The 18,931-nt window shown below is 62.3% G+C and carries 16 protein-coding genes and 1 tRNA gene; 15 read left to right on the top strand and 2 right to left on the bottom strand.

Annotated elements, in window-relative coordinates:
• Positions 1 to 52: 52 nt before the first annotated feature.
• Together Q3Y64_RS09595 and Q3Y64_RS09600 are read right to left on the bottom strand one after the other, a co-directional pair.
• Positions 53 to 1,951, bottom strand: a complete 1,899-nt coding sequence (locus tag Q3Y64_RS09595) for a PAS domain-containing hybrid sensor histidine kinase/response regulator (RefSeq protein ID WP_303561334.1) — start codon at positions 1,949 to 1,951, stop codon at positions 53 to 55.
• Positions 1,948 to 3,258 (bottom strand): HD-GYP domain-containing protein, encoded by a 1,311-nt coding sequence (locus tag Q3Y64_RS09600; RefSeq protein ID WP_101940456.1) that lies wholly within the window; start codon positions 3,256 to 3,258, stop codon positions 1,948 to 1,950. The genes Q3Y64_RS09595 and Q3Y64_RS09600 overlap by 4 nt, the downstream gene beginning before the upstream one ends.
• Before the next feature lie 145 nt (positions 3,259 to 3,403).
• Here Q3Y64_RS09600 and Q3Y64_RS09605 point away from each other — a divergent pair.
• The 15 genes from Q3Y64_RS09605 (at position 3,404) to hydA (ending at position 18,930) form a co-directional block, all read left to right on the top strand.
• Positions 3,404 to 3,479, top strand: a tRNA-Phe gene (locus Q3Y64_RS09605).
• 405 nt (positions 3,480 to 3,884) lie between these two features.
• A complete protein-coding gene (locus Q3Y64_RS09610) occupies positions 3,885 to 4,718 on the top strand; it encodes an ABC transporter ATP-binding protein (protein ID WP_101940457.1) in 834 nt (277 codons plus the stop codon).
• Entirely contained in the window at positions 4,715 to 5,593 is an 879-nt protein-coding gene (locus Q3Y64_RS09615; protein WP_101940458.1) for an ABC transporter permease, read from the top strand. Before Q3Y64_RS09610 ends, Q3Y64_RS09615 begins: the two co-directional genes overlap by 4 nt.
• Positions 5,590 to 6,723, top strand: coding sequence for an ABC transporter permease (locus Q3Y64_RS09620; RefSeq protein WP_303561338.1), 1,134 nt, complete (start codon positions 5,590 to 5,592; stop codon positions 6,721 to 6,723). Before Q3Y64_RS09615 ends, Q3Y64_RS09620 begins: the two co-directional genes overlap by 4 nt.
• A 53-nt stretch (positions 6,724 to 6,776) precedes the next feature.
• Positions 6,777 to 7,793 carry an ABC transporter substrate-binding protein gene (locus Q3Y64_RS09625; RefSeq protein WP_170023162.1) on the top strand — a complete coding sequence of 339 codons (1,017 nt, stop codon included), beginning with the start codon at positions 6,777 to 6,779 and terminating at the stop codon, positions 7,791 to 7,793.
• A 103-nt stretch (positions 7,794 to 7,896) separates the two neighbouring features.
• Entirely contained in the window at positions 7,897 to 8,586 is a 690-nt protein-coding gene (locus Q3Y64_RS09630) for a TetR family transcriptional regulator C-terminal domain-containing protein (RefSeq protein WP_303561340.1), read from the top strand.
• Positions 8,587 to 8,989: 403 nt separating this feature from the next.
• Positions 8,990 to 9,556 (top strand): hypothetical protein, encoded by a 567-nt coding sequence (locus Q3Y64_RS09635; protein ID WP_303561342.1) that lies wholly within the window; start codon positions 8,990 to 8,992, stop codon positions 9,554 to 9,556.
• A gap of 161 nt (positions 9,557 to 9,717) precedes the next feature.
• Complete coding sequence (locus Q3Y64_RS19505; protein WP_368506649.1) at positions 9,718 to 10,452, top strand: competence protein CoiA; 735 nt, start codon at positions 9,718 to 9,720, stop codon at positions 10,450 to 10,452.
• A 119-nt stretch (positions 10,453 to 10,571) separates the two neighbouring features.
• Positions 10,572 to 10,886: a luciferase family protein gene (locus tag Q3Y64_RS09640; protein ID WP_303561344.1), complete on the top strand. Its 315-nt coding sequence runs from the start codon at positions 10,572 to 10,574 to the stop codon at positions 10,884 to 10,886.
• A 59-nt stretch (positions 10,887 to 10,945) separates the two neighbouring features.
• Positions 10,946 to 11,314 carry a VOC family protein gene (locus tag Q3Y64_RS09645; RefSeq protein ID WP_170022037.1) on the top strand — a complete coding sequence of 123 codons (369 nt, stop codon included), beginning with the start codon at positions 10,946 to 10,948 and terminating at the stop codon, positions 11,312 to 11,314.
• Between the two features lie 513 nt (positions 11,315 to 11,827).
• Entirely contained in the window at positions 11,828 to 13,186 is a 1,359-nt protein-coding gene (locus tag Q3Y64_RS09650; RefSeq protein WP_303561345.1) for an aspartate aminotransferase family protein, read from the top strand.
• A gap of 48 nt (positions 13,187 to 13,234) precedes the next feature.
• Complete coding sequence (locus tag Q3Y64_RS09655; RefSeq protein ID WP_303561347.1) at positions 13,235 to 14,599, top strand: NAD(P)-dependent oxidoreductase; 1,365 nt, start codon at positions 13,235 to 13,237, stop codon at positions 14,597 to 14,599.
• Between the two features lie 27 nt (positions 14,600 to 14,626).
• Positions 14,627 to 15,934: an NAD-dependent dihydropyrimidine dehydrogenase subunit PreA gene (gene preA / locus Q3Y64_RS09660; RefSeq protein ID WP_101940466.1), complete on the top strand. Its 1,308-nt coding sequence runs from the start codon at positions 14,627 to 14,629 to the stop codon at positions 15,932 to 15,934.
• Complete coding sequence (locus Q3Y64_RS09665) at positions 15,931 to 17,451, top strand: CoA-acylating methylmalonate-semialdehyde dehydrogenase (protein ID WP_254048162.1); 1,521 nt, start codon at positions 15,931 to 15,933, stop codon at positions 17,449 to 17,451. Before preA ends, Q3Y64_RS09665 begins: the two co-directional genes overlap by 4 nt.
• A gap of 24 nt (positions 17,452 to 17,475) precedes the next feature.
• Positions 17,476 to 18,930: a dihydropyrimidinase gene (gene hydA / locus Q3Y64_RS09670; RefSeq protein ID WP_101940467.1), complete on the top strand. Its 1,455-nt coding sequence runs from the start codon at positions 17,476 to 17,478 to the stop codon at positions 18,928 to 18,930.
• Position 18,931: the final 1 nt, after the last annotated feature.

Below are 18,931 nucleotides of genomic sequence, written 5' to 3' on the forward strand. Positions count from 1 at the left end.
TGTTCTGACGGAAGTCAGCAATTGTAGGCCGGTCCGCGCCCGACGGCGATGCTCAGGCCGCGCCCAGCCAAGCCTCGATGGTACGGCGCAGGGCTTCAAGTGCCACCGGCTTGGTCAGGTAGTCATCCATGCCGGCACCCAAGGCGGCATGGTGGTCACTGGCCATGGCATCGGCGCTGACACCAACAATGCGCGTGCTGACCCCGCGCTCCCTCAGCAGGCGGGTGGCGGTGAGGCCATCCATCTCGGGCATGTGGGTATCCATCAAGATCAGGTCGAAGCTCCGGGCTGCGCATTGCTCCAGCGCTTCGAGACCGTTGCGGGCCACACTGAGCTGACGAGCACCCAGCTTCTTGAGCAGGTTGCTGATCACCATGATGTTCACGCTGTTGTCTTCGACGATGAGGATGCTGGCCTCCTCCGGCACCATGGCCTGCGACACGCTGGGCCGGGCCTCGCGCTGGACGTCGACCTCCGCGCAGGCGAGCCAGATCTCGAACCAGAATTCCGAGCCCTCGCCAGCCTGGCTGCTGACACCGATCTCACCCTCCATCAGCTCGCACAGCATGCGGCAGATGGAAAGCCCCAGGCCGGTGCCGCCGAAACGCCGGGTAGTACTCATGTCGGCCTGCTCGAAAGGCGTGAAGATATTGGCCTGTTTATCAGCCGGAATGCCGATGCCTGAATCACGCACGGCAAAGCGCAGGCGAGTCCGCGAAGCCTCGCGCTGCACTTCATTCACGGTGACATGGATGGCACCACGGGCGGTGAACTTGAAGGCATTGCCGATCAGATTGACCAGAATCTGGCGCAGGCGGGTGGGATCACCCTCCACGCTGAGCGGGGTGCCCGGTGCCATCAGGCTGTGATAGCTGAGGCCCTTGTCACGCGCCTGCAGCGAGAACAGGCGGCCAAGATCTTCGAGCAGGCTGTCGAGGCGGAAACGGGTCTTCTCCAGCTCCAGCTTGCGCGCCTCGATCTTCGAGTAATCGAGGATGTCATTGATGATCGCCAGCAGAGCATCGCCCGAGGTCCGCATGGTGCGCACGTACTCATGCTGCTCGGTGTTCAGTGGGGTGGATTCGAGCAGCTGGGCCATGCCGATGATGCCGTTCATGGGCGTGCGGATCTCGTGCGACATCATGGCGAGAAACTCGCCCTTGGCGCGGCTGGCTGAGGTGGCCGCATCGCGCGCGGCGATCAGATCCTGTTCGGCGCGGTGGCGCTGGGTGACGTCAGTGAAGCAATACACCCGGCCGATCACCTGTTCGCCGTGGCGCGCCGGGCGCGACTTGCACTCGAACATGCGGCCATCGCGCAGCGGCAAGGCATCGAAAGTCTCGCGCTCGTCATCGGCGCCCAGTTCGGTGATCCGTCGCGCATGGATTTCCGGCTCACTGATCTGGTCGAGAATGTAGGCCATCAGGCGCCGATCCTCGTGGCGCAGCAGCAGCTCACCCGGCAGCTGCCACATCCGCGAAAAACGCCGGTTCATATTGCTGATCTGGCCCTGGCGATCCAGCACCAGGATGCCATCGGCCGTAGCTTCGAGCGTGGCACGCAGCTGCGAGGTCATCAGCGCCAGCTCTTCCTCAGCACGCTTCCTGGCTGCGATTCCGTGCGCCCGCACGATGATCCAGCCCGGCGCCTCGCTCATCCGGGTCACATTCTTGAGCGTGGCCAGCATTTCGCCATCGGCACACTGATGCAGGCCTTCCGCATCCACCAGCTCAGCACTGCCACCGTTACGCACCTCTTCCCAGAAGAACACGTCCGCGAGCGCACATTCAATATCGGTGATCAGCTTGCCGAGCAATTCCTCACGCGAATAGCCCAGCTCACGGGTGGCCGCCGCACTCGCCGCGACAATCGCCAGCGAGACCGGATCGACCAGCAGCATGATCTCGCTGCAGGCGTCGAGCAGGATCGCTTCCGGTGCCGGCTGACTCATGACCTGCCGCCTCCGCCACGCGAATCAGCGTCAAAGAAATACGTTACCCGGGTACGCGGGCTCAGGTAGCGGAACACCTCGGCCGGCAACTGGCCCGGGCGGATTGCCTTGCTGATATTGATATCGGGCTCCTGCTCCAGATCCAGCATGATGGCCTCTTCCTTGGGCACATCCGGGTCATACACCACTACCCAGGGGCGCAGGGGCTTCTGCGGATTCACCGACTGTACCAAGGCCAGCGCATCGTTAGATAGTTTCACGATGCTGCCCGGCGGATAGACGCCGAGGTTCTTGATCAGGATCTGCAGAACCTTGGCATCGAACTTGGCACGCCGCTGCGCGAACATCAGCGACAAGGCCTCATGAGGTGTCAGCGCCTTCGCGGTATTCACCGGATTGCACAGATTGTCGTAGTAGTTTGCCAGCGACACGATGCGCGCCAGCGGATGGATCGTCTCGCCCTTGAGTCCCTTTGGATAGCCCGTACCGTCCGCCATCTCATGGTGCTGGAAGATGATGCTCAGCACGCTGCCCGGCAGCCCCGCCTTCTGACCGATGCGCACGCCGTACTCGCAATGCAGCTTGCGCAATTCGCTCTCGGCGTGGGTCAGCTCATCGGTCTTCTTCAGCACCCGGTCCGGAATCTCGATCAGACCAATGTCGTGCATCAGTGCGCCAAGGCCCAGCACCTTGCCCTCCTCCATGGCCATACCCATATCGCGGGCCAGCATCATGGAAAGAATCGAGGTATTGAGGCCGTGGTAATACACCTCTTCACCACCCGCCTTCTCGCCCATCACATGCAGGGTCAGTTCGGGGGCCTCAAGAAAGGCCTGGGCCATCTGCTGCACCAGCTCGCCGATTTCCTCGATACATTCCTTCGGCCGCGCCTGCAGGTTGCGATTGATGTTGCGCATGATGCTGGCGGCCTTCACGAAGGCCTTCTCCACATTGCCCATACGAACGCGCTGCTCGCGCAAACGCTCAACGCGCTCGCGCTTGGCAGCCAAAGCCGGATCAGCCGCATCGGCAGACTCCGGCAAAGACGCCTCAGCCGTCGTCGCCACCGGCTCAACCGTGGCCATGGCGGCGGCCGGAAACTGCGGAGCGTCGCTGCGATCCGGGTCATAACGGAAACGCTTCACCCCCAACCCACGCAGGGTCTGGATCTGGTCGTTGCTGCGGATCTTGAAACTGTTGAAACTGAACGGATGACTGAACCAAGGCAGATCGATGAACACGAAGAGCCCGACGCTCAGCTGCTCGGGGGTGATGAAATAATCTTTCTGGGAGCTCTCGGTATTCATGGGGTGAGCGGTCTGTTTCAACGTATTCGCAGGGCTATCGGCATCCGCACGGATAAATTGAGTTACACATGCGGGTACATCCAAGTTTCTCTGCACGAATGGCTTGCCAAACGTAAAAAGTATTGCTATATTTCTTGGCTCGTTTGGCCGGTTAGCTCAGTTGGTAGAGCAGCGGATTGAAAATCCGCGTGTCCGTGGTTCGATTCCGCGACCGGCCACCAAAGATTCAAGCAAAAAGCCCAGCCCTCGCGCTGGGCTTTTTGCTTTCCGGCTGCCGAAAACCTGTGCCGCACCTGCCGGCCTGAATGTCACGGCCTGGACGCACCTGAGCGCGCCGGAATCTGCCCGGGCGCTTTCGCCATTGCGCCGCTTCGAGTCGGCGACCAGCCTGCAGCCCCTGAGCCGGTCAGCACCTTCCGAGATCGCACGAGCAGGCAAGCCGCCTGCGACGCCCCAATTTGCATCAATCCCGCGTTGCCACGCACCGTTTTCGGACGGTCTGAGACCCGTTTTGCGGGCGCGGGAACGATTCTGCGGCGTATTGCGGTGGTGGCATGAAGTTTGCGATAGGTGTTCTGAATTTAAACCATTTGGTCAAGAAATTGACGGTTCAGGACGCCTTCCCGATGAATGCACCGCACCCCACCGAACTTCAGGCCAGCCCCCACTCTGCAGTTGAAACCCCCGTTGCCCGGCCCGCGGTTGTAGCCCGCAAGGCCAGCGTGATCTACCAGGCTGCGGATCGCCCGGTGCATGCGCTGAGCGAAATCGATTTCACGATCAACCGGGGCGAGTTCGTATCGCTGATCGGGCCGTCCGGCTGTGGCAAGACGACCCTGCTGCGCGTAATCGCCGATCTGGAGCCAATCACTTCAGGCGAGGTGCTAGTCAACGGCATGACGCCAAGCGATGCACGCGAGCGCCGCGCCTATGGCTATGTATTTCAGGCGCCGGCTCTGTTCCCCTGGCGCACCGTGCTGGCCAACGTGATGCTGCCCCTGCAGCTGATCGGGCGCAGCAAGGCCGAGTGCGAGGAGATTGCGCGCGAGCAGCTGGGGCGGGTCGGGCTGGCCGGCTTCGAGAAAAAGTATCCCTGGCAACTCTCCGGCGGCATGCAGCAGCGCGTGTCGATTGCCCGCGCCCTGGGCTTCGAACCGAAGATCCTGATGATGGACGAGCCCTTCGGCGCGCTGGATGAAATCACCCGCGACAAGCTCAACGAGCAGCTGCAGCAGCTGTGGCTGCGCGAGCGCCGCACCGTGGTGTTCGTCACTCACTCGATCGCCGAGGCGGTGTATCTGTCGACGCGCATCGTGGTGATGTCACCGCGTCCCGGGCGGATCGTGAAAGTGATCGAATCACCACTGCCCTTCGAACGCGATCTGTCGATCCGCGATACCCCCGAGTTCACCCGCCTGGCCCAGGAAGTACGCGAGGCGCTGGCGGAGGGGCATCAATGAGCCAGAATCGGTTTCAACAGCATCTGGTTCCGGTCGCGACCCTGCTCGCGGTCGGGCTCGTCCTCTGGTATCTGCTCGCTATCTGGCTCAATGCGGCCGGGGTGATCGAGCGGGTCCTCGCACCGCAAGGTGCCTGGAGCTGGCAGGAGCTGGTCGCCGCGACCTTCAGCATGCAGCGCCCAGTGCTGCCGGTGCCGCATCAGATCGCGCTGGATCTGTGGACCTCGATTTTTGACGCGCCGCTCGACTCACCGCGCAACCTGTTGCTGCACGCCTGGGTCACGGCCGGTGCCACGCTGACCGGCTTCCTCATGGGTCTGGCCCTCGGCGGCCTGCTCGCCGTATGCATCGTGCATTCGCGCACGCTCGACCGGGCGCTGATGCCGTGGATTGTCGCGAGTCAGAGCGTGCCGGTGCTGGCCATCGCCCCGATCGTACTGATCATTCTTGGCAGCCTCGGCATCACCGGCATGCTGCCCAAGGCCACGATCGCGATGTACCTGTGTTTCTTTCCGGTCACGGTCGCCATGGTGCAAGGCCTGCGTGCCCCGCAGCGCCTCGAGATGGAGCTGATCCACACCTATTCGGCCTCGCGCATCCAGACTTTCTTCGTCCTGCGCCTGCCCTCTTCCCTGCCCTTCCTGTTTCCCTCCCTGCGCGTGGCTATCGCCGCCGGGCTCGCCGGCACCATCGTGGCCGAGTTGCCCACCGGTGCGCAGGCCGGCCTCGGCGCGCGGCTGCTCACAGGTTCGTACTACGGCAACACCCTGCAGATCTGGTCGGCCCTGATCATGGCGGCGCTGCTGGGCGTAGTGCTCACCGCGCTGGTCGCTGCGGTGGAATACCTGATTGTCGGGCGCAGGAGGCAGGCATGAGTCAGACCAAACTTCCCGGCGCCATCGGCGCACTGCTGGCGATCATTCCGGCCGGCCTGGCACTGAGCCAGACCTTCTCGCTCAGCGGCTTCGATCCGGTCATCCCGCTGCCCGCCCTGCACAGCCCCGCGCTGCGCATTGCGGCACTCCAGATCGTTTGCGTGCTGCTGGCGGCGCAACCCCTGCGCTGCCTGCTCGGCACCCTCCCGTTGCTGCTGGGCAGCCTGCTCACCGGAGCCCTGCTGTTGCTGTCGGTGCCTAGCGGAGAGTCCGAGCCGGCCACTGCGTTCTGGTTGCTGTGCATCGCCCAGTTCCTGCTCGCTCGCACCAGCGTGCAGCGACTGGCCATGCTGGATTCGCCGCCCTGGGTCGCCACGCTGACGGCCGTCCTGTTCGGCCTCTGGATGCTCTATTTCTGGCAACTCCTGGTGACGGCCTTTGCCGTGCCCCGCGTACTTCTGCCGGCACCGGCCGACATCCTCGTTGCGCTGTTCACCGAAGCCGACAAGCTCAGCGGCGATTTTGTGCAGACCGTGCTGAAGTCCGTTCTGACCGGCTATGTGCTGGGCAGCGGGCTGGGCATCGCCACCGGCATTGCCATCGAGCGCTCCCCCTTCCTGCAGCGCGGCCTGCTGCCGATTGCCTCGCTCACCAGCACCATTCCGCTGGTCGGCGTGGCCCCGATCGCGGTGATGTGGTTCGGCTTCGACTGGCCTTCCAAGGTCGCCGTAGTGGTGTTGATGACCTTCTTCCCGGCCATGGTCAGCACCCTGGCGGGCCTTGGGGCCGCCGGCAAGCTGGAGCGCGAACTGATGCATTCCTACGCGGCCAGCGCGCGTCAGCAGCTGCTGGCGCTGCGGCTACCCGCAGCCATGCCCTTCATCTTCGGCGCGCTCAAGGTCAATGCCAGCCTGGCCCTGATCGGCGCCATCGTCGCCGAGTTCTTCGGCTCGCCCACGGCAGGCCTGGGCTTCCGGATCTCCACCGAGGCTGCGCGCATGCAGATGCCGCTGGTCTGGGCCGCGATCGTGCTCTCGGCCATCGTGGGTTCGGCGCTCTACAGCCTGCTGGTGCTCTGCGAACGACGCGTCAATTTCTGGCATCCGTCGGTGCGCGCGGCGCAGTCCTGAGCCCCTTCTTTTCGTTCTTGCCCCCTCGTTTCACCCAACCAAGGAGTTGTCCGATGTCCACGTTGCACATGTTCAGGAAGCATCTTGTCTTTAGCGCACTGGCGGCCGCTGCGGCTTTCGGTTCGATCGGCGCCCAGGCGGCCGAGAAGGTCACCCTGCAGCTCAAATGGGTGCCGCAGGCGCAGTTCGCCGGCTATTACGTGGCGCAGGCCAAGGGTTACTACAAGGAAGCCGGGCTGGATGTAACGATCAAGCCGGGCGGCCCGGACATCTCGCCGGTGCAGGTGATCGCCGGCAAGTCGGCCGACGTGGTGGTGAACTGGATGCCGGATGCCCTCGCTGCACGCGAAGCCGGCGTACCGCTGGTGAACATCGCTCAGGTCTTCGACAAGTCCGGCCTGATGCTCACCTGCAAGAAGGCTTCCGGCGTGAGCTCACCCAAGGATCTCAAGGGCAAGACCCTCGGCGTCTGGTACGGCGGCAACGAGTACCCCTTCCTGAACTGGATGGGCAAGCTGGGCTACAAGCCGGGCAAGGACATCACCGTGCTCAAGCAGGGCTTCAACGTGGATCCGTTGCTGCAGAACCAGGCCGCCTGTATCTCGACCATGATTTACAACGAGTACTGGCAGGTGGTGGACGCCGGCGTGAAAGAGTCCGATCTGCTCGCCTTCTTCTATCAGGATCAGGGCGTGGCCTCGCTGGAAGACGGCCTCTACGTGCTTGAATCCAACCTGCGCGACAAGGCTTTCGTCGCCAAGATGGCCAAGTTCCTCAAGGCCAGCTTCAAGGGCTGGAACGACGCGGTGAAGAATCCGGAAGAAGCCGCCAAGATCGTGGTGGCCCAGGATGCTTCGGGCAGCGCCACCGTCGCGGTGCAAAAGCGCCAGATGGAAAACGTCGCCAAGCTGATCTCCAACGCCAACACGCCTAAGATCGGCTACCTCGACCCGGCCGCCTATGAGCGCACGGTGAAGGTGCTGATGAGCGGGGGTTCGGATCCGGTCATCAAGAAGGATCCGGGCAAGGCCGCCATGACTCACATGGTGTGGGACGCAGCCGCGAAGTAAGCAAGCCCGGCCGGGAGGGGCGGCACCGCCCCCTCCCGGCTACCCCGGCCATCCGGCCCGGAAGCTAGAATGTGGGCCCCACTGCCCGCCCGAGACCATGGCCATGACGACCCGGAAAACCGCAAGCCGTGCGAAGGCCACGCTCGTTGAAGAGTCAGACGTCAGCAAAAGCCGCATCCGCCAGCTCAACGAAACCGCCATCCTCAGCGGCGCCGAACGCGTCTTCGCGCGAGCCGGCTTCGGCGGCGCCACCATGGCCCAGATCGCCGAAGAAGCGGGCGTACCAAAACCCAATCTGCATTACTACTTCGGCAACAAGGCCGAGCTCTATCGCGCAGTGCTCGATCGGGTGCTGCACGACTGGCTCTCACCCACCGACGTGATCACGGCAGACGCTGATCCGCGTGAAGCGATCGAGAGCTATGTGCGCCACAAGATGGCCCTGGCCTATGAACGGCCGGATGCCTCGCGGGTCTTCGCCAACGAATTGCTGCATGGCGCGCCGGTTGTGGGCGAAATGCTGCAAAGCGAGTTGCGCCGCACTGTGCGCGAGAAAGCGGCCGTGCTGGAGGCCTGGATTGCCGCCGGGCGTATCGCCCCGGTGGACAGCACCCACTTCTTTTTCACGCTGTGGGCCAATACCCAGACCTATGCCGATTTCGACGTGCAGATCCAGGCCGTGCTCGGTGCGGATACCCACAGCCCGCGTGCGCGCAAACGTGCCCTAGAGCATGTACTGAACGTCACGCTGCGGGCCTGCGGGCTTTCGTCGCTTTCCAACTCTTCGTCATGATCACAACGCTGCTGTGATCTGAAGTGGCGCTGAGATCGCGCTCCGGACCTCTGCAACGCTCAAGGGCAAGACCCACGGCACAGGCATCATCTCGGGCGACGGCTCACCGACGCCGCCCTTGATTCCAGCGGACTAGAATGGCTGCGGCGGGTCAGGTTCGGATGTTCAGGCTTGCCGCAGCAAAGCGGCCATACGAAGCTCAAAACCTGAAATCTGCAGCGTAAGGTTTTTGTCGACGCTGTTAATGCGGGTCCGATGTACAGCAGAGTCGTGGAAAACTAGTCTGGAAGCCAATCTTCGCTGATCGGTCATGCCATGTTAGGGGGCATGCGCCGATGTTATGCGGCAAAACTGATCCCCATAACACGTTAGACATACTCTTCACCGCTTCAGGAAACATCACATGAATAAAAAAATATTGGCTATATATTTTCTCTTCGTATTGTTCCTAACTGGATGCGTCACGACAGGGGGGCTGCAAAAAGATGTTGCACCTGATCTGAAAGAGAACGGGCTGATTCTCTTGCCTGTCACCGATCGTGCATTGTTCACGGCCACAGGGGTATCTTTTGTGGTTTCAGATTTAAACGAAAAACGGACAATACTAACCGTAAAGGACTGGCCTAATGAAATACCTCAGAAAGAGGGGAAGGGGAAAAGGTTCTACGGAGCTTTCACACTTCCGCCAGGGGAATACAAATTTTTGTCTTGGTATCTGGTTAAAACAGATGGGGGTTCTGCAAAAGAGCCAAATGAACCATTCACTTTTAGGTTAAATAAAGGCGAAGTAATTTACGTTGGAAACTTCAATGCCATTCGCCCACTGGGAACCGGTCAATTCCGTGACCGATTCGCAGAAGACGTTAAGAATTTTCAATCTATCTATCCGTGGATAAATGGCTCAACTGTGAAACAACAGTTGATAACTGGGTCGTGGTGGACCTTGCCGGGCGGAACTGAGCCAAAGTAATTATTCAGTGCCCGTCCAATGTATAACCTCTCGGTCAACCGGACAGCCCAAAAGCTTCGCTTTTGGGCGCCCTCCGCGCTTCGCGCTCCGGCTGCCGGTTACCTCCAACGTTATGCCCCTTGGATAATTTCGTGCAGTTCTCACTAGTGAATGGAGTCAAGGTGCCGCCTTCCCCCAAGAGCGAGGGGGTTTGCCCTGCATGTGGCGCGAAAACGGTTTCAAAGTGCGGCACCCAAAAACTATGGCACTGGGCACACGTGAGTCGGCAGATCTGTGATCCATGGTGGGAAAATGAAACCCCCTGGCATAGAGCATGGAAATCGCATTGGCCTCCAGAGTTTCGGGAGGTAGTTCAGTTCTCGCCAGAAAGCCAAGAAAAGCACATTGCTGACGTTAAGACGGCTTCTGAGCTTGTGATCGAATTTCAGAACTCGGCCATGAACGACGAAGAGCTTTCTTCTAGAGAGGCGTTCTACGGAAACATGGTTTGGGTCGTGAATGGGGCCTCATTCTTAAAGAATGTCGAGATATGTGCAAAGCTTCCTAGTCCGGATCATCCGGGGTCACATGACATGCGTCTTTACCAGCCACGGAGTGGGGCCATTGACTTCATGTACTACTTGGTTTCTGAAAACGAGCCTAATGCAACAATGGTCCTTCTACATGGCAGCAGAGACTGTGAGTCATTCGTAGAGAAAACCTATGATGGCCACCATTTGTTCATTTGGAAGCATCCGCGAGAAATTTGGTACCGTTCAACAGTTCCCGTATTCCTAGACTTTGGTGGGTCTGTGCTATGGCAACTAAAGAAATTTAATGTGGGGCAAACACGTTGCTTGAAATCGTTGAGCAAGGCCTCGTTCATTATCGAAAACGAAGGTACTGTCGGGGCATAGCCCTTCAATTAACAGGGATAGCCAAAAGCTACGCTTTTAGGCCGAAAAAAACCAACAACCTGCGTGCTCCTCCCTCGAATTTCGGCCGCTGCCGCCAAACTACGCTCTGGCCCAGAATCATGGCATCCCTAAAGAACCAACTCTTAGCCCTGCTTGCATCCATTGAAGGATTTGAAGCTCAGCCTTCCCAGGTTGCCGGCGGCACTGCTCTGTTCTTCCGCGGCAAGGAATTTGCGCACTTCCATAACGATCAGGAGATCGACCTGCGCTTGACTCGCAAGATCATTAAGTCGCTTGGCCTCTCACATCCCTCCGATTCCCAGCTACATCCCACTCGCGCGGCGTCGTCGCAGTGGATCGAAGTTCGCTTCAACACCCCCGCCGAGGTTCAGCGGGTCGCAGAGCTGGTCAAGCTGGCTATCGTGCAGCTCTAGTCACGGGCTGCCTCCGGCATCGCTCACCTTCACGTTCGGCGTCGTAGCGAGAAGCATCCATGTCAAATCTCAAAATCACAGAAATCAAGGCATTTGTTCCGTCGAAAGACTTCGAGCTTTCCAAGCAGTTCTACAAGGACCTTGGTTTTACGATGGCCTCTGAAGGCGGCGGTATCGCTTACTTCCACTTCGGGCACGTCAGCTTTCTACTCCAGGATTTCTGTGCTGAAGCGTTTGCTGAAAATTTCATGATGCACATCCTGGTAGAAGACGTGAATGCATGGTGGCAGCAGGTCCACGAAAGTGGTGTGCTCGAAAAATACGGGGTGAAGGTCACTGCGCTGGAAGATCAAGCTTGGCGCATGCGTGATTTCTGTCTCTACGATCCATCAGGTGTTCTTTGGCGCATTGGCCAGAACATCGACTGAAACCCAAGGGACAGCCATCCGGCTGCAATCGACGCCGAACCCTTCGTTCCACCGGACCTGTCGCACCGCGTACGGCGTAGTTCCGGATGAAGGCAAAGCCGGAATCCGGGGCTTTTCTCGCTGCAAAGAATGATTCCCGGATTCCGCTGCGCTGCATCCGGGCTACGCCTGCGATGCGCGTTTGATGTGTTGCCGGAGCAGGGTCAGCCACGTATCACGAGCAGATGTGCCCCCTGACCGGCCTGAGTTCTCCAGAGCGGCAAGCGCCCAAACCCAAAGCTCATTTTTCTGACCAAACGATCCACTTTGATGCGGGGCACTGCATTTTTCGCCCCAGCGCAGTGCAGATCCCGTGGCCCGCTTCGTTTGCGCAAACGGGCGTTCTGCGCCACACCGGCCTTTGAGGGTAAGTGGCACGGAAATGGCTAAGAACAGCTTCTGAAACTTAACCAAACGGTCAGGATATGCAGCGCACAGCGCGCCGCCTGCCTGCCGTGTTCAGGAGCACTGTCGATGAACGATCCGAAGCAGGTCCCGACGCAGGAAGCGGGCGTGGCGGGGCTGGACAACAGCTGGCTGCCCTTTACGCCGAATCGCTACTTCCAGGCGCATCCGAAGCTGATGGCCAGCGCCAAGGGGGCCTGGTACACGAACACCGAGGGCCAGCGTCTGTTCGATGCGCTCTCCGGTCTGTGGTGCTGCCCGCTGGGCCATGCGCACGCCGGCATCGCCGAGGCGATCAGCCGCCAGGTGCTGGAGCTGGATTACTCGCCGGCTTTCCAGATCAGCAATCCGCTCACCCTGAGTCTGGCCAAGCGCATCGCCGATCTGGCACCGGCGGGGCTGGACCGGGTGTTCTTCACCAACTCCGGTTCCGAAGCCGTCGATACTGCGCTGAAGATCGCGTATGGCTATCAGCGCCTGCGCGGCGAGGGCAGCCGCACCCGCTTCATCGGCCGCGAGAAGGCGTATCACGGCGTGGGCTTCGGCGGCATGTCAGTGGGCGGCATGCCAGCCAATCGCAAGATGTTCGGCCCGGTGATGGTGCCCGGTGTCGATCATCTGCCGCACACCTACAACCTCTCCGAGATGGCGTTCTCGAAGGGCATGCCGAAGTGGGGCGCGCATCTCGCCGATGAGCTGGAGCGCATCGTCGCCCTGCACGACGCTTCCACCATCGCGGCGGTGATCGTCGAACCGATCCAGGGCTCGGTGGGCGTGGTGGTGCCGCCCGAGGGCTATCTGCAGAAGCTGCGCGAGATCTGCACCAAGCACGGCATCCTGCTGATCTTCGACGAGGTGATTACCGGCTTCGGCCGCATGGGCACGCCTTTCGCGGCCCAGTTCTTCGGTGTGACGCCAGACATCATCTGTTTCGCCAAGGGCGTGACCAACGGGATCATCCCGATGGGCGGGGTGATTGTGCGCGAAGACATCTTCCAGACCTTCATGGGCATCAACGCGCCGCAATACGCGGTGGAGCTGTGCCACGGCTTCACCTATTCCGGCCACCCGATGGCAGCGGCGGCCGGCCATGCTGCGCTGGACGCGCTGACCGAGGGCGGCGCCATCGCTCAGGCTGCAGCGCTGATTCCAGTGCTTGAGGAGGTGATCCACAGCCTCAAGGGCGAGCCGGGCGTGATCGACATCCGCAACATCGGCCTCGCCGCTGCGGTGGATCTGCAACCCATCGCCGGCAAGCCCGGCGCCCGCGCACTCAAGACTTTCGAGGCCGGCATCCATGAGGGCGTGCTGCTGCGCTTTACCGCCGACACGATTGCCATGGGCCCGCCCTTCATCAGCACGCCGGACGAGCTGCGCGCCATGGGCGACATGCTGCGCCGCGCGATCCGCATCGCCATGGCTGACTGATTTCCCCAACTTCCGCACGCACCGCCTCAATACGCACGGAGAGACTGCATGAACCGCCCCATCGAAAAACCTGGCGCACTGGATCTGCCCGGCATTGCCGCAGGCCGCCTCGCGCCCGAAAGCTGCGCCCTCAATTTCACGGACGCGCATCCGCCCCTTAACCCGCTGCAGGCCCTGCTCGAAGCCGAGCGCTGCTACTACTGCTACAACGCGCCCTGCATTTCAGCCTGCCCGACCGGCATCGACATCCCGCACTTCATCCAGCGCATCGCTCAGGACAATGTGCTGGGCGCTGCCGAGACGATTCTCGAAGCCAATGTGCTGGGCGGCATGTGCGCGCGCGTCTGCCCTACCGAGAACCTGTGCGAAGGCTCCTGTGTGCGCCAGACCAATGAGAGCAAGCCCGTCGAGATCGGCCTGCTGCAGCGCTTTGCGACCGACGCCTACTTTGCCGCACCGACCAAGCCGATGTTTACCCGGGCCGCCCCGAGCGGACGCCGCGTGGCTGTGGTCGGCGCCGGGCCGGCTGGCCTCTCAGCCGCGCATCGCCTGGCCACACTGGGTCACGATGTGATCGTCTTCGATGCCCACAGCAAGCCCGGTGGCCTCAACGAATATGGTCTGGCCCGCTACAAGACCCCCGATGGCTTCGCCCAGCGCGAAATCGAATGGTTGCTCTCCATCGGCGGCATCGAGATTCAATGCGGCAAACAGCTGGGCCGCGACATCACGCTGAGTGGCCTGGTCGCGGAATACGACGCAGTGTTCCTCGGCATGGGTCTCGCCGGTGTCAATTCGCTGGGAATTGCCGAGCAAGCGCTCGTCGGCTTGCAGGCTGCGGTGGATTTCATCGCCGAGCTGCGTCAGGCCAAGGATCTCTCGGCCGTGCCGGTGGGCCGCCGCGTGGTGGTGATCGGTGGCGGCATGACGGCGGTGGATGCCGCAGTGCAGGCCAAGAAGCTCGGCGCGCGTGAAGTCACCATGGTGTATCGCCGCGGAGCGGAGGCCATGAGTGCGTCGGCCTACGAGCAGCAATGGGCACAGATCAATGGCGTGACGATCCGCCACTGGGCCGCACCGCGCGAAATCGTCGGCAGCGACGGCTTCGTGACCGGCGCGGTTTTCGCCGTCACCCGCGACGAGAACGGCAAGCTGGTCGAAACCGGCGAGACCTTCACGCTGGAAGCCGACATGGTGCTCAAGGCCATCGGCCAGAGCTTCGTGGCCGAGCCGCTGGATCTCAGCCTCGTGCTGGAGAAGGGCCGCATCGCGACCGACCCGTCGGGCCAGACCTCGCATCCGAAGATCTGGGCGGGTGGGGACTGCCGGGCTGGCGGCCTGGACCTGACGGTGGAAGCCGTCGAGCACGGCAAACAGGCCGCGATTGCAATCGACGCCGCCTTGCGCGCCTGACCCCGACACACTTTAGGAGATTGAGCGATGGCTGATCTGAGTAGCAATTTTCTGGGCATCAAGAGCCCGAACCCCTTCTGGCTGGCCTCGGCGCCGCCGACCGACAAGGAATACAACGTGGTGCGCGCCTTCGAGGCGGGCTGGGGCGGCGTGGTGTGGAAGACACTGGGCGAAGACCCGCATGTGGTGAACGTGAGTGGCCCGCGTTATGCCACCTTGATGGGGCCGGACCGCCGCGTGCAGGGCCTGAACAACATCGAGCTGATCACCGACCGCTCGCTGGCGATCAACCTCGAAGAAATCGCCCGGGTGAAGCGCAACTGGCCGGATCGCGCGGTGGTGGTGTCGCTGATGGTGCCCTGCCAGGAAGAATCCTGGAAACGCATCCTGCCGATGGTGGAAGACACCGGGGCCGATGGTATCGAGCTGAACTTCGGCTGCCCGCACGGCATGAGCGAGCGCGGCATGGGCGCGGCAGTGGGCCAGGTGCCGGAATACATCGAGATGGTCACGCGCTGGTGCAAGCAGTACTCGAAGATGCCGGTGATCGTGAAGCTCACCCCCAACATCACCGACATCCGCTTCCCGGCCCGCGCTGCGAAGGCCGGCGGGGCGGATGCGGTATCGCTGATCAACACCATCAACTCGATCATGGGCGTGGATCTGGACACCATGATCATGAGCCCCAGCACCGGCGGCAAGGGCTCGCACGGCGGCTACTGCGGCCCGGCGGTGAAGCCGATCGCGCTCAACATGGTGGCCGAGATCGCCCGTGATCCGCTCACCGCCGGCCTGCCGATCTCCGGCATCGGCGGCATCTCGACCTGGCGTGATGCGGCTGAATACATCGCGTTGGGTTGCGGCACGGTGCAGGTGTGTACCGCCGCGATGGTCTACGGCTTCCGCATCGTGGAAGACATGATTTCGGGCCTCTCGAACTTCATGGACGCGAAGGGCTACGCCTCGATTGCCGACTTCCAGGGCAGCGCGGTGCCGACCGTGTCGGACTGGCGTTACCTGAACCTCAAGCACATCGACAAGGCCGTCATCGATCAGGACAAATGCATCCAGTGCGGCCGTTGCCATGTGGCCTGCGAAGACACTTCCCACCAGGCGATCACCGCCTTCAAGGATGGCCAGCGCCATTACGAGGTGAAGGAAGAAGAGTGCGTCGGCTGCAACCTGTGCGTGTCGATCTGCCCGGTGCCCAGCTGCATCACGATGAAGAGCCTCAAGCCGGGTGAAGTGGATACCCGCACCGGTGAAACCGTAACCGGCGAGTACCAGAACTGGACCACCCACCCGAACAACCCGATGCGCGAAGTCACCGCGTGAAAGCCAAGCCCATGAGCGATCTCTACGAAGTCAGTCACTGGATCAACGGCGCCGCACAACGCGGCACGCCAGTCGCCACGCAGGATATTTTCAACCCCGCCACCGGGGCGGTGCAGGGCAAGCTGCTGCTGGGCAGCAGCACCGACCTGGAGGCCGCCGTGGCGGCGGCTGCCGCCGCCTTCCCGGCCTGGGCCGCGAAATCCGCGCTGGCCCGCGCCCGGGTGTTCTACAAATTCCTCGCCATCGTGCAGGAGCGCTCGGCGGTGCTGGCCGATTGCCTGGTGCGCGAGCATGGCAAGACCTTCCCGGATGCGATGGGCGAAGTCGCGCGCGGCATCGAGAACATCGAATTTGCCACCGGCATTCCGCAACTGCTCAAGGGCGATTTCAGCGACCAGATCGCTACCGGCATCGACGCCTGGACGCTGCGCCAGCCGCTCGGCGTGGTCGCCGGCATCACGCCCTTCAACTTCCCGGCGATGGTGCCGCTGTGGATGTTCCCGCTGGCGATAGCCTGCGGCAACACCTTCGTGCTGAAGCCCTCCGAGCGCGATCCGGCAGCCAGCCTGCTGATGGCGGAATGGCTCAAGGAAGCCGGTCTGCCCGATGGCGTGTTCAACGTGGTGCAGGGCGACCGCACTATCGTTGAAGCCATCCTGGCCCATCCGCAGATCGAGGCGGTGAGCTTCGTGGGCTCCACGCCGGTGGCCGAATCCATCTACCGTGCCGGCACCGCGGCCGGCAAGCGGGTGCAGGCCCTCGGCGGCGCCAAGAACCACCTCGTGGTAATGCCGGATGCCGATATCGCGATGGCCGCCGATGCACTGATCGGGGCCGCGTTTGGCGCGGCCGGCGAGCGCTGCATGGCGATCTCGGTGGCGGTGGTGGTGGGCGATGTGGGCCCGGCCCTGATCGAGGCCCTGAAGAGCCGCATCGCCGCGCTGAAGGTGGGCGAAGGTCATCAGGACAAGGTCGACATGGGCCCGGTGATCACCGCCGAAGCCTGTGCGCGCATCAAGCGCCTGATCGGCGAGGGCGTGGCGGCTGGCGCCGAGGCGGTGGTGGATGGCCGCGCGATTGCGGTGCCGGGTTTCGAAGCCGGTTACTTCGTCGGCCCGACCCTGCTCGACGGCGTGACGCCCGAGATGATCGTCTATCGCGAAGAAATCTTCGGTCCGGTGCTGTGCATCGTGCGCATGCCGGATCTGCCCTCCGCCGTGAAGCTGATCAACGATCACGAGTTCGGCAACGGCGTGGCGATCTACACCCGCGATGGTGGCGTGGCACGCGAATTCGTTCGGCATATCCGCGTCGGCATGGTTGGGGTGAATGTGCCGCTGCCGGTGCCGATGGCCTTCTCCAGCTTCGGTGGCTGGAAGCGCAGCCTGTTTGGCGACCACCACGCTTACGGCCCGGAAGGCGTGCGCTTCTACACCCGGCAGAAAGCCGTGATGCAGCGCTGGCCGGACAGCCAGTCCGCCAAGGGCCCGGAGTTTGCATTCCCGCAGATGGGCTGAGTTCCCGCATTCAAGGAGAGACAGATGAGCCAGAGCATCCTGATCCGTGGCGGCAGCGTGGTGAATGCCGACTGCGAAACCCGCGCCGACGTGCTGTGCATCGACGGCGTGATTGCCGCCGTGGGTGAGGGTGCTGCGGCACTCGCGCCGGCCGGCTGCGAAGTGCTGGACGCCAGCGGCCAGTATGTGGTGCCGGGCGGCATCGATCCGCACACCCACATGCAGCTGCCCTTCATGGGCACCGTGACGATGGACGATTTCTTCACCGGTACCGCAGCGGCGATGGCCGGCGGCACCACCTCGATCATCGACTTCGTGATCCCGAATCCGCAGCAGCCGCTGCTGGAGGCGTATCAGACCTGGCGCGGCTGGGCCGAAAAGTCCGCCTCCGACTACAGCTTCCACATGGCGATCACCTGGTGGGACGAATCGGTGCGACATGACATGGGCACCCTGGTGCGCGACGAAGGCATCAACAGCTTCAAGCACTTCATGGCCTACAAGAACGCCATCATGTGCGACGACGAAACCCTGGTGAACAGCTTCCGCCGCGCGCTGGAACTGGGCGCAATGCCCACCGTGCATGCCGAGAACGGCGAGCTGGTCTATCTGCTCCAGCAGGAAGTGCAGAAGATGGGCATCACCGGGCCGGAAGGCCATCCGCTCTCGCGCCCGCCGATGGTGGAAGGCGAGGCGGCCAACCGCGCGATCGCGATTGCCGATGTGCTGGGCGTGCCGATCTATGTGGTGCACGTGTCCTGCATCGAGTCGGCCGAGGCCATCGCGCGTGCCCGCGCGCGTGGCCAGCGCGTATATGGCGAGGTGCTGGCCGGCCATCTGGTGGTGGACGACAGCGTCTATCGCGATCCGGATTTCACCAAGGCGGCGGCGCATGTGATGAGCCCGCCCTTCCGCCCGAAGGAACATCAGGAGGCGCTCTGGCGCGGCCTGCAGTCCGGCCAGCTGCACACCACTGCGACCGACCACTGCACTTTCTGCGCCGAGCAGAAGCGCATGGGCGCGGAGAACTTCGCCAAGATTCCGAACGGCACCGGCGGGGTCGAGGAGCGCATGGCCGTGCTGTGGTCCGCTGGAGTGAATACCGGCCGCCTCACCCCCAGCGAATGGGTGGCGATCACTTCGGCCAATGCCGCCAAGCTCTTCAACATTTACCCGAAGAAGGGCTGTGTGGCGGTAGGCGCGGATGCCGATCTGGTGCTGTGGGATCCGGCCGGCACCAAGACCCTTTCGGTGAAGACCCAGCATTCCAAGGGCGACTACAACATCTTCGAAGGCATGGCGCTCACCGGCGTGCCCTCGCACACCATCAGCCAGGGCCGCCTCGTGTATGCCAACGGCGATCTGCGCGCGGTGCGCGGCGCGGGCCGTTACATCAAGCGCCCGGCCTTCGGGGCGGGTTTTGCGGCGGCGGAGAAGCGCGCCCGCGAACTCGCGCCGACCGCAGTCGTACGGACTTGAA

This window comes from Uliginosibacterium sp. 31-12, assembly GCF_030548425.1.
Lineage (GTDB): Bacteria > Pseudomonadota > Gammaproteobacteria > Burkholderiales > Rhodocyclaceae > Uliginosibacterium > Uliginosibacterium aquaticum.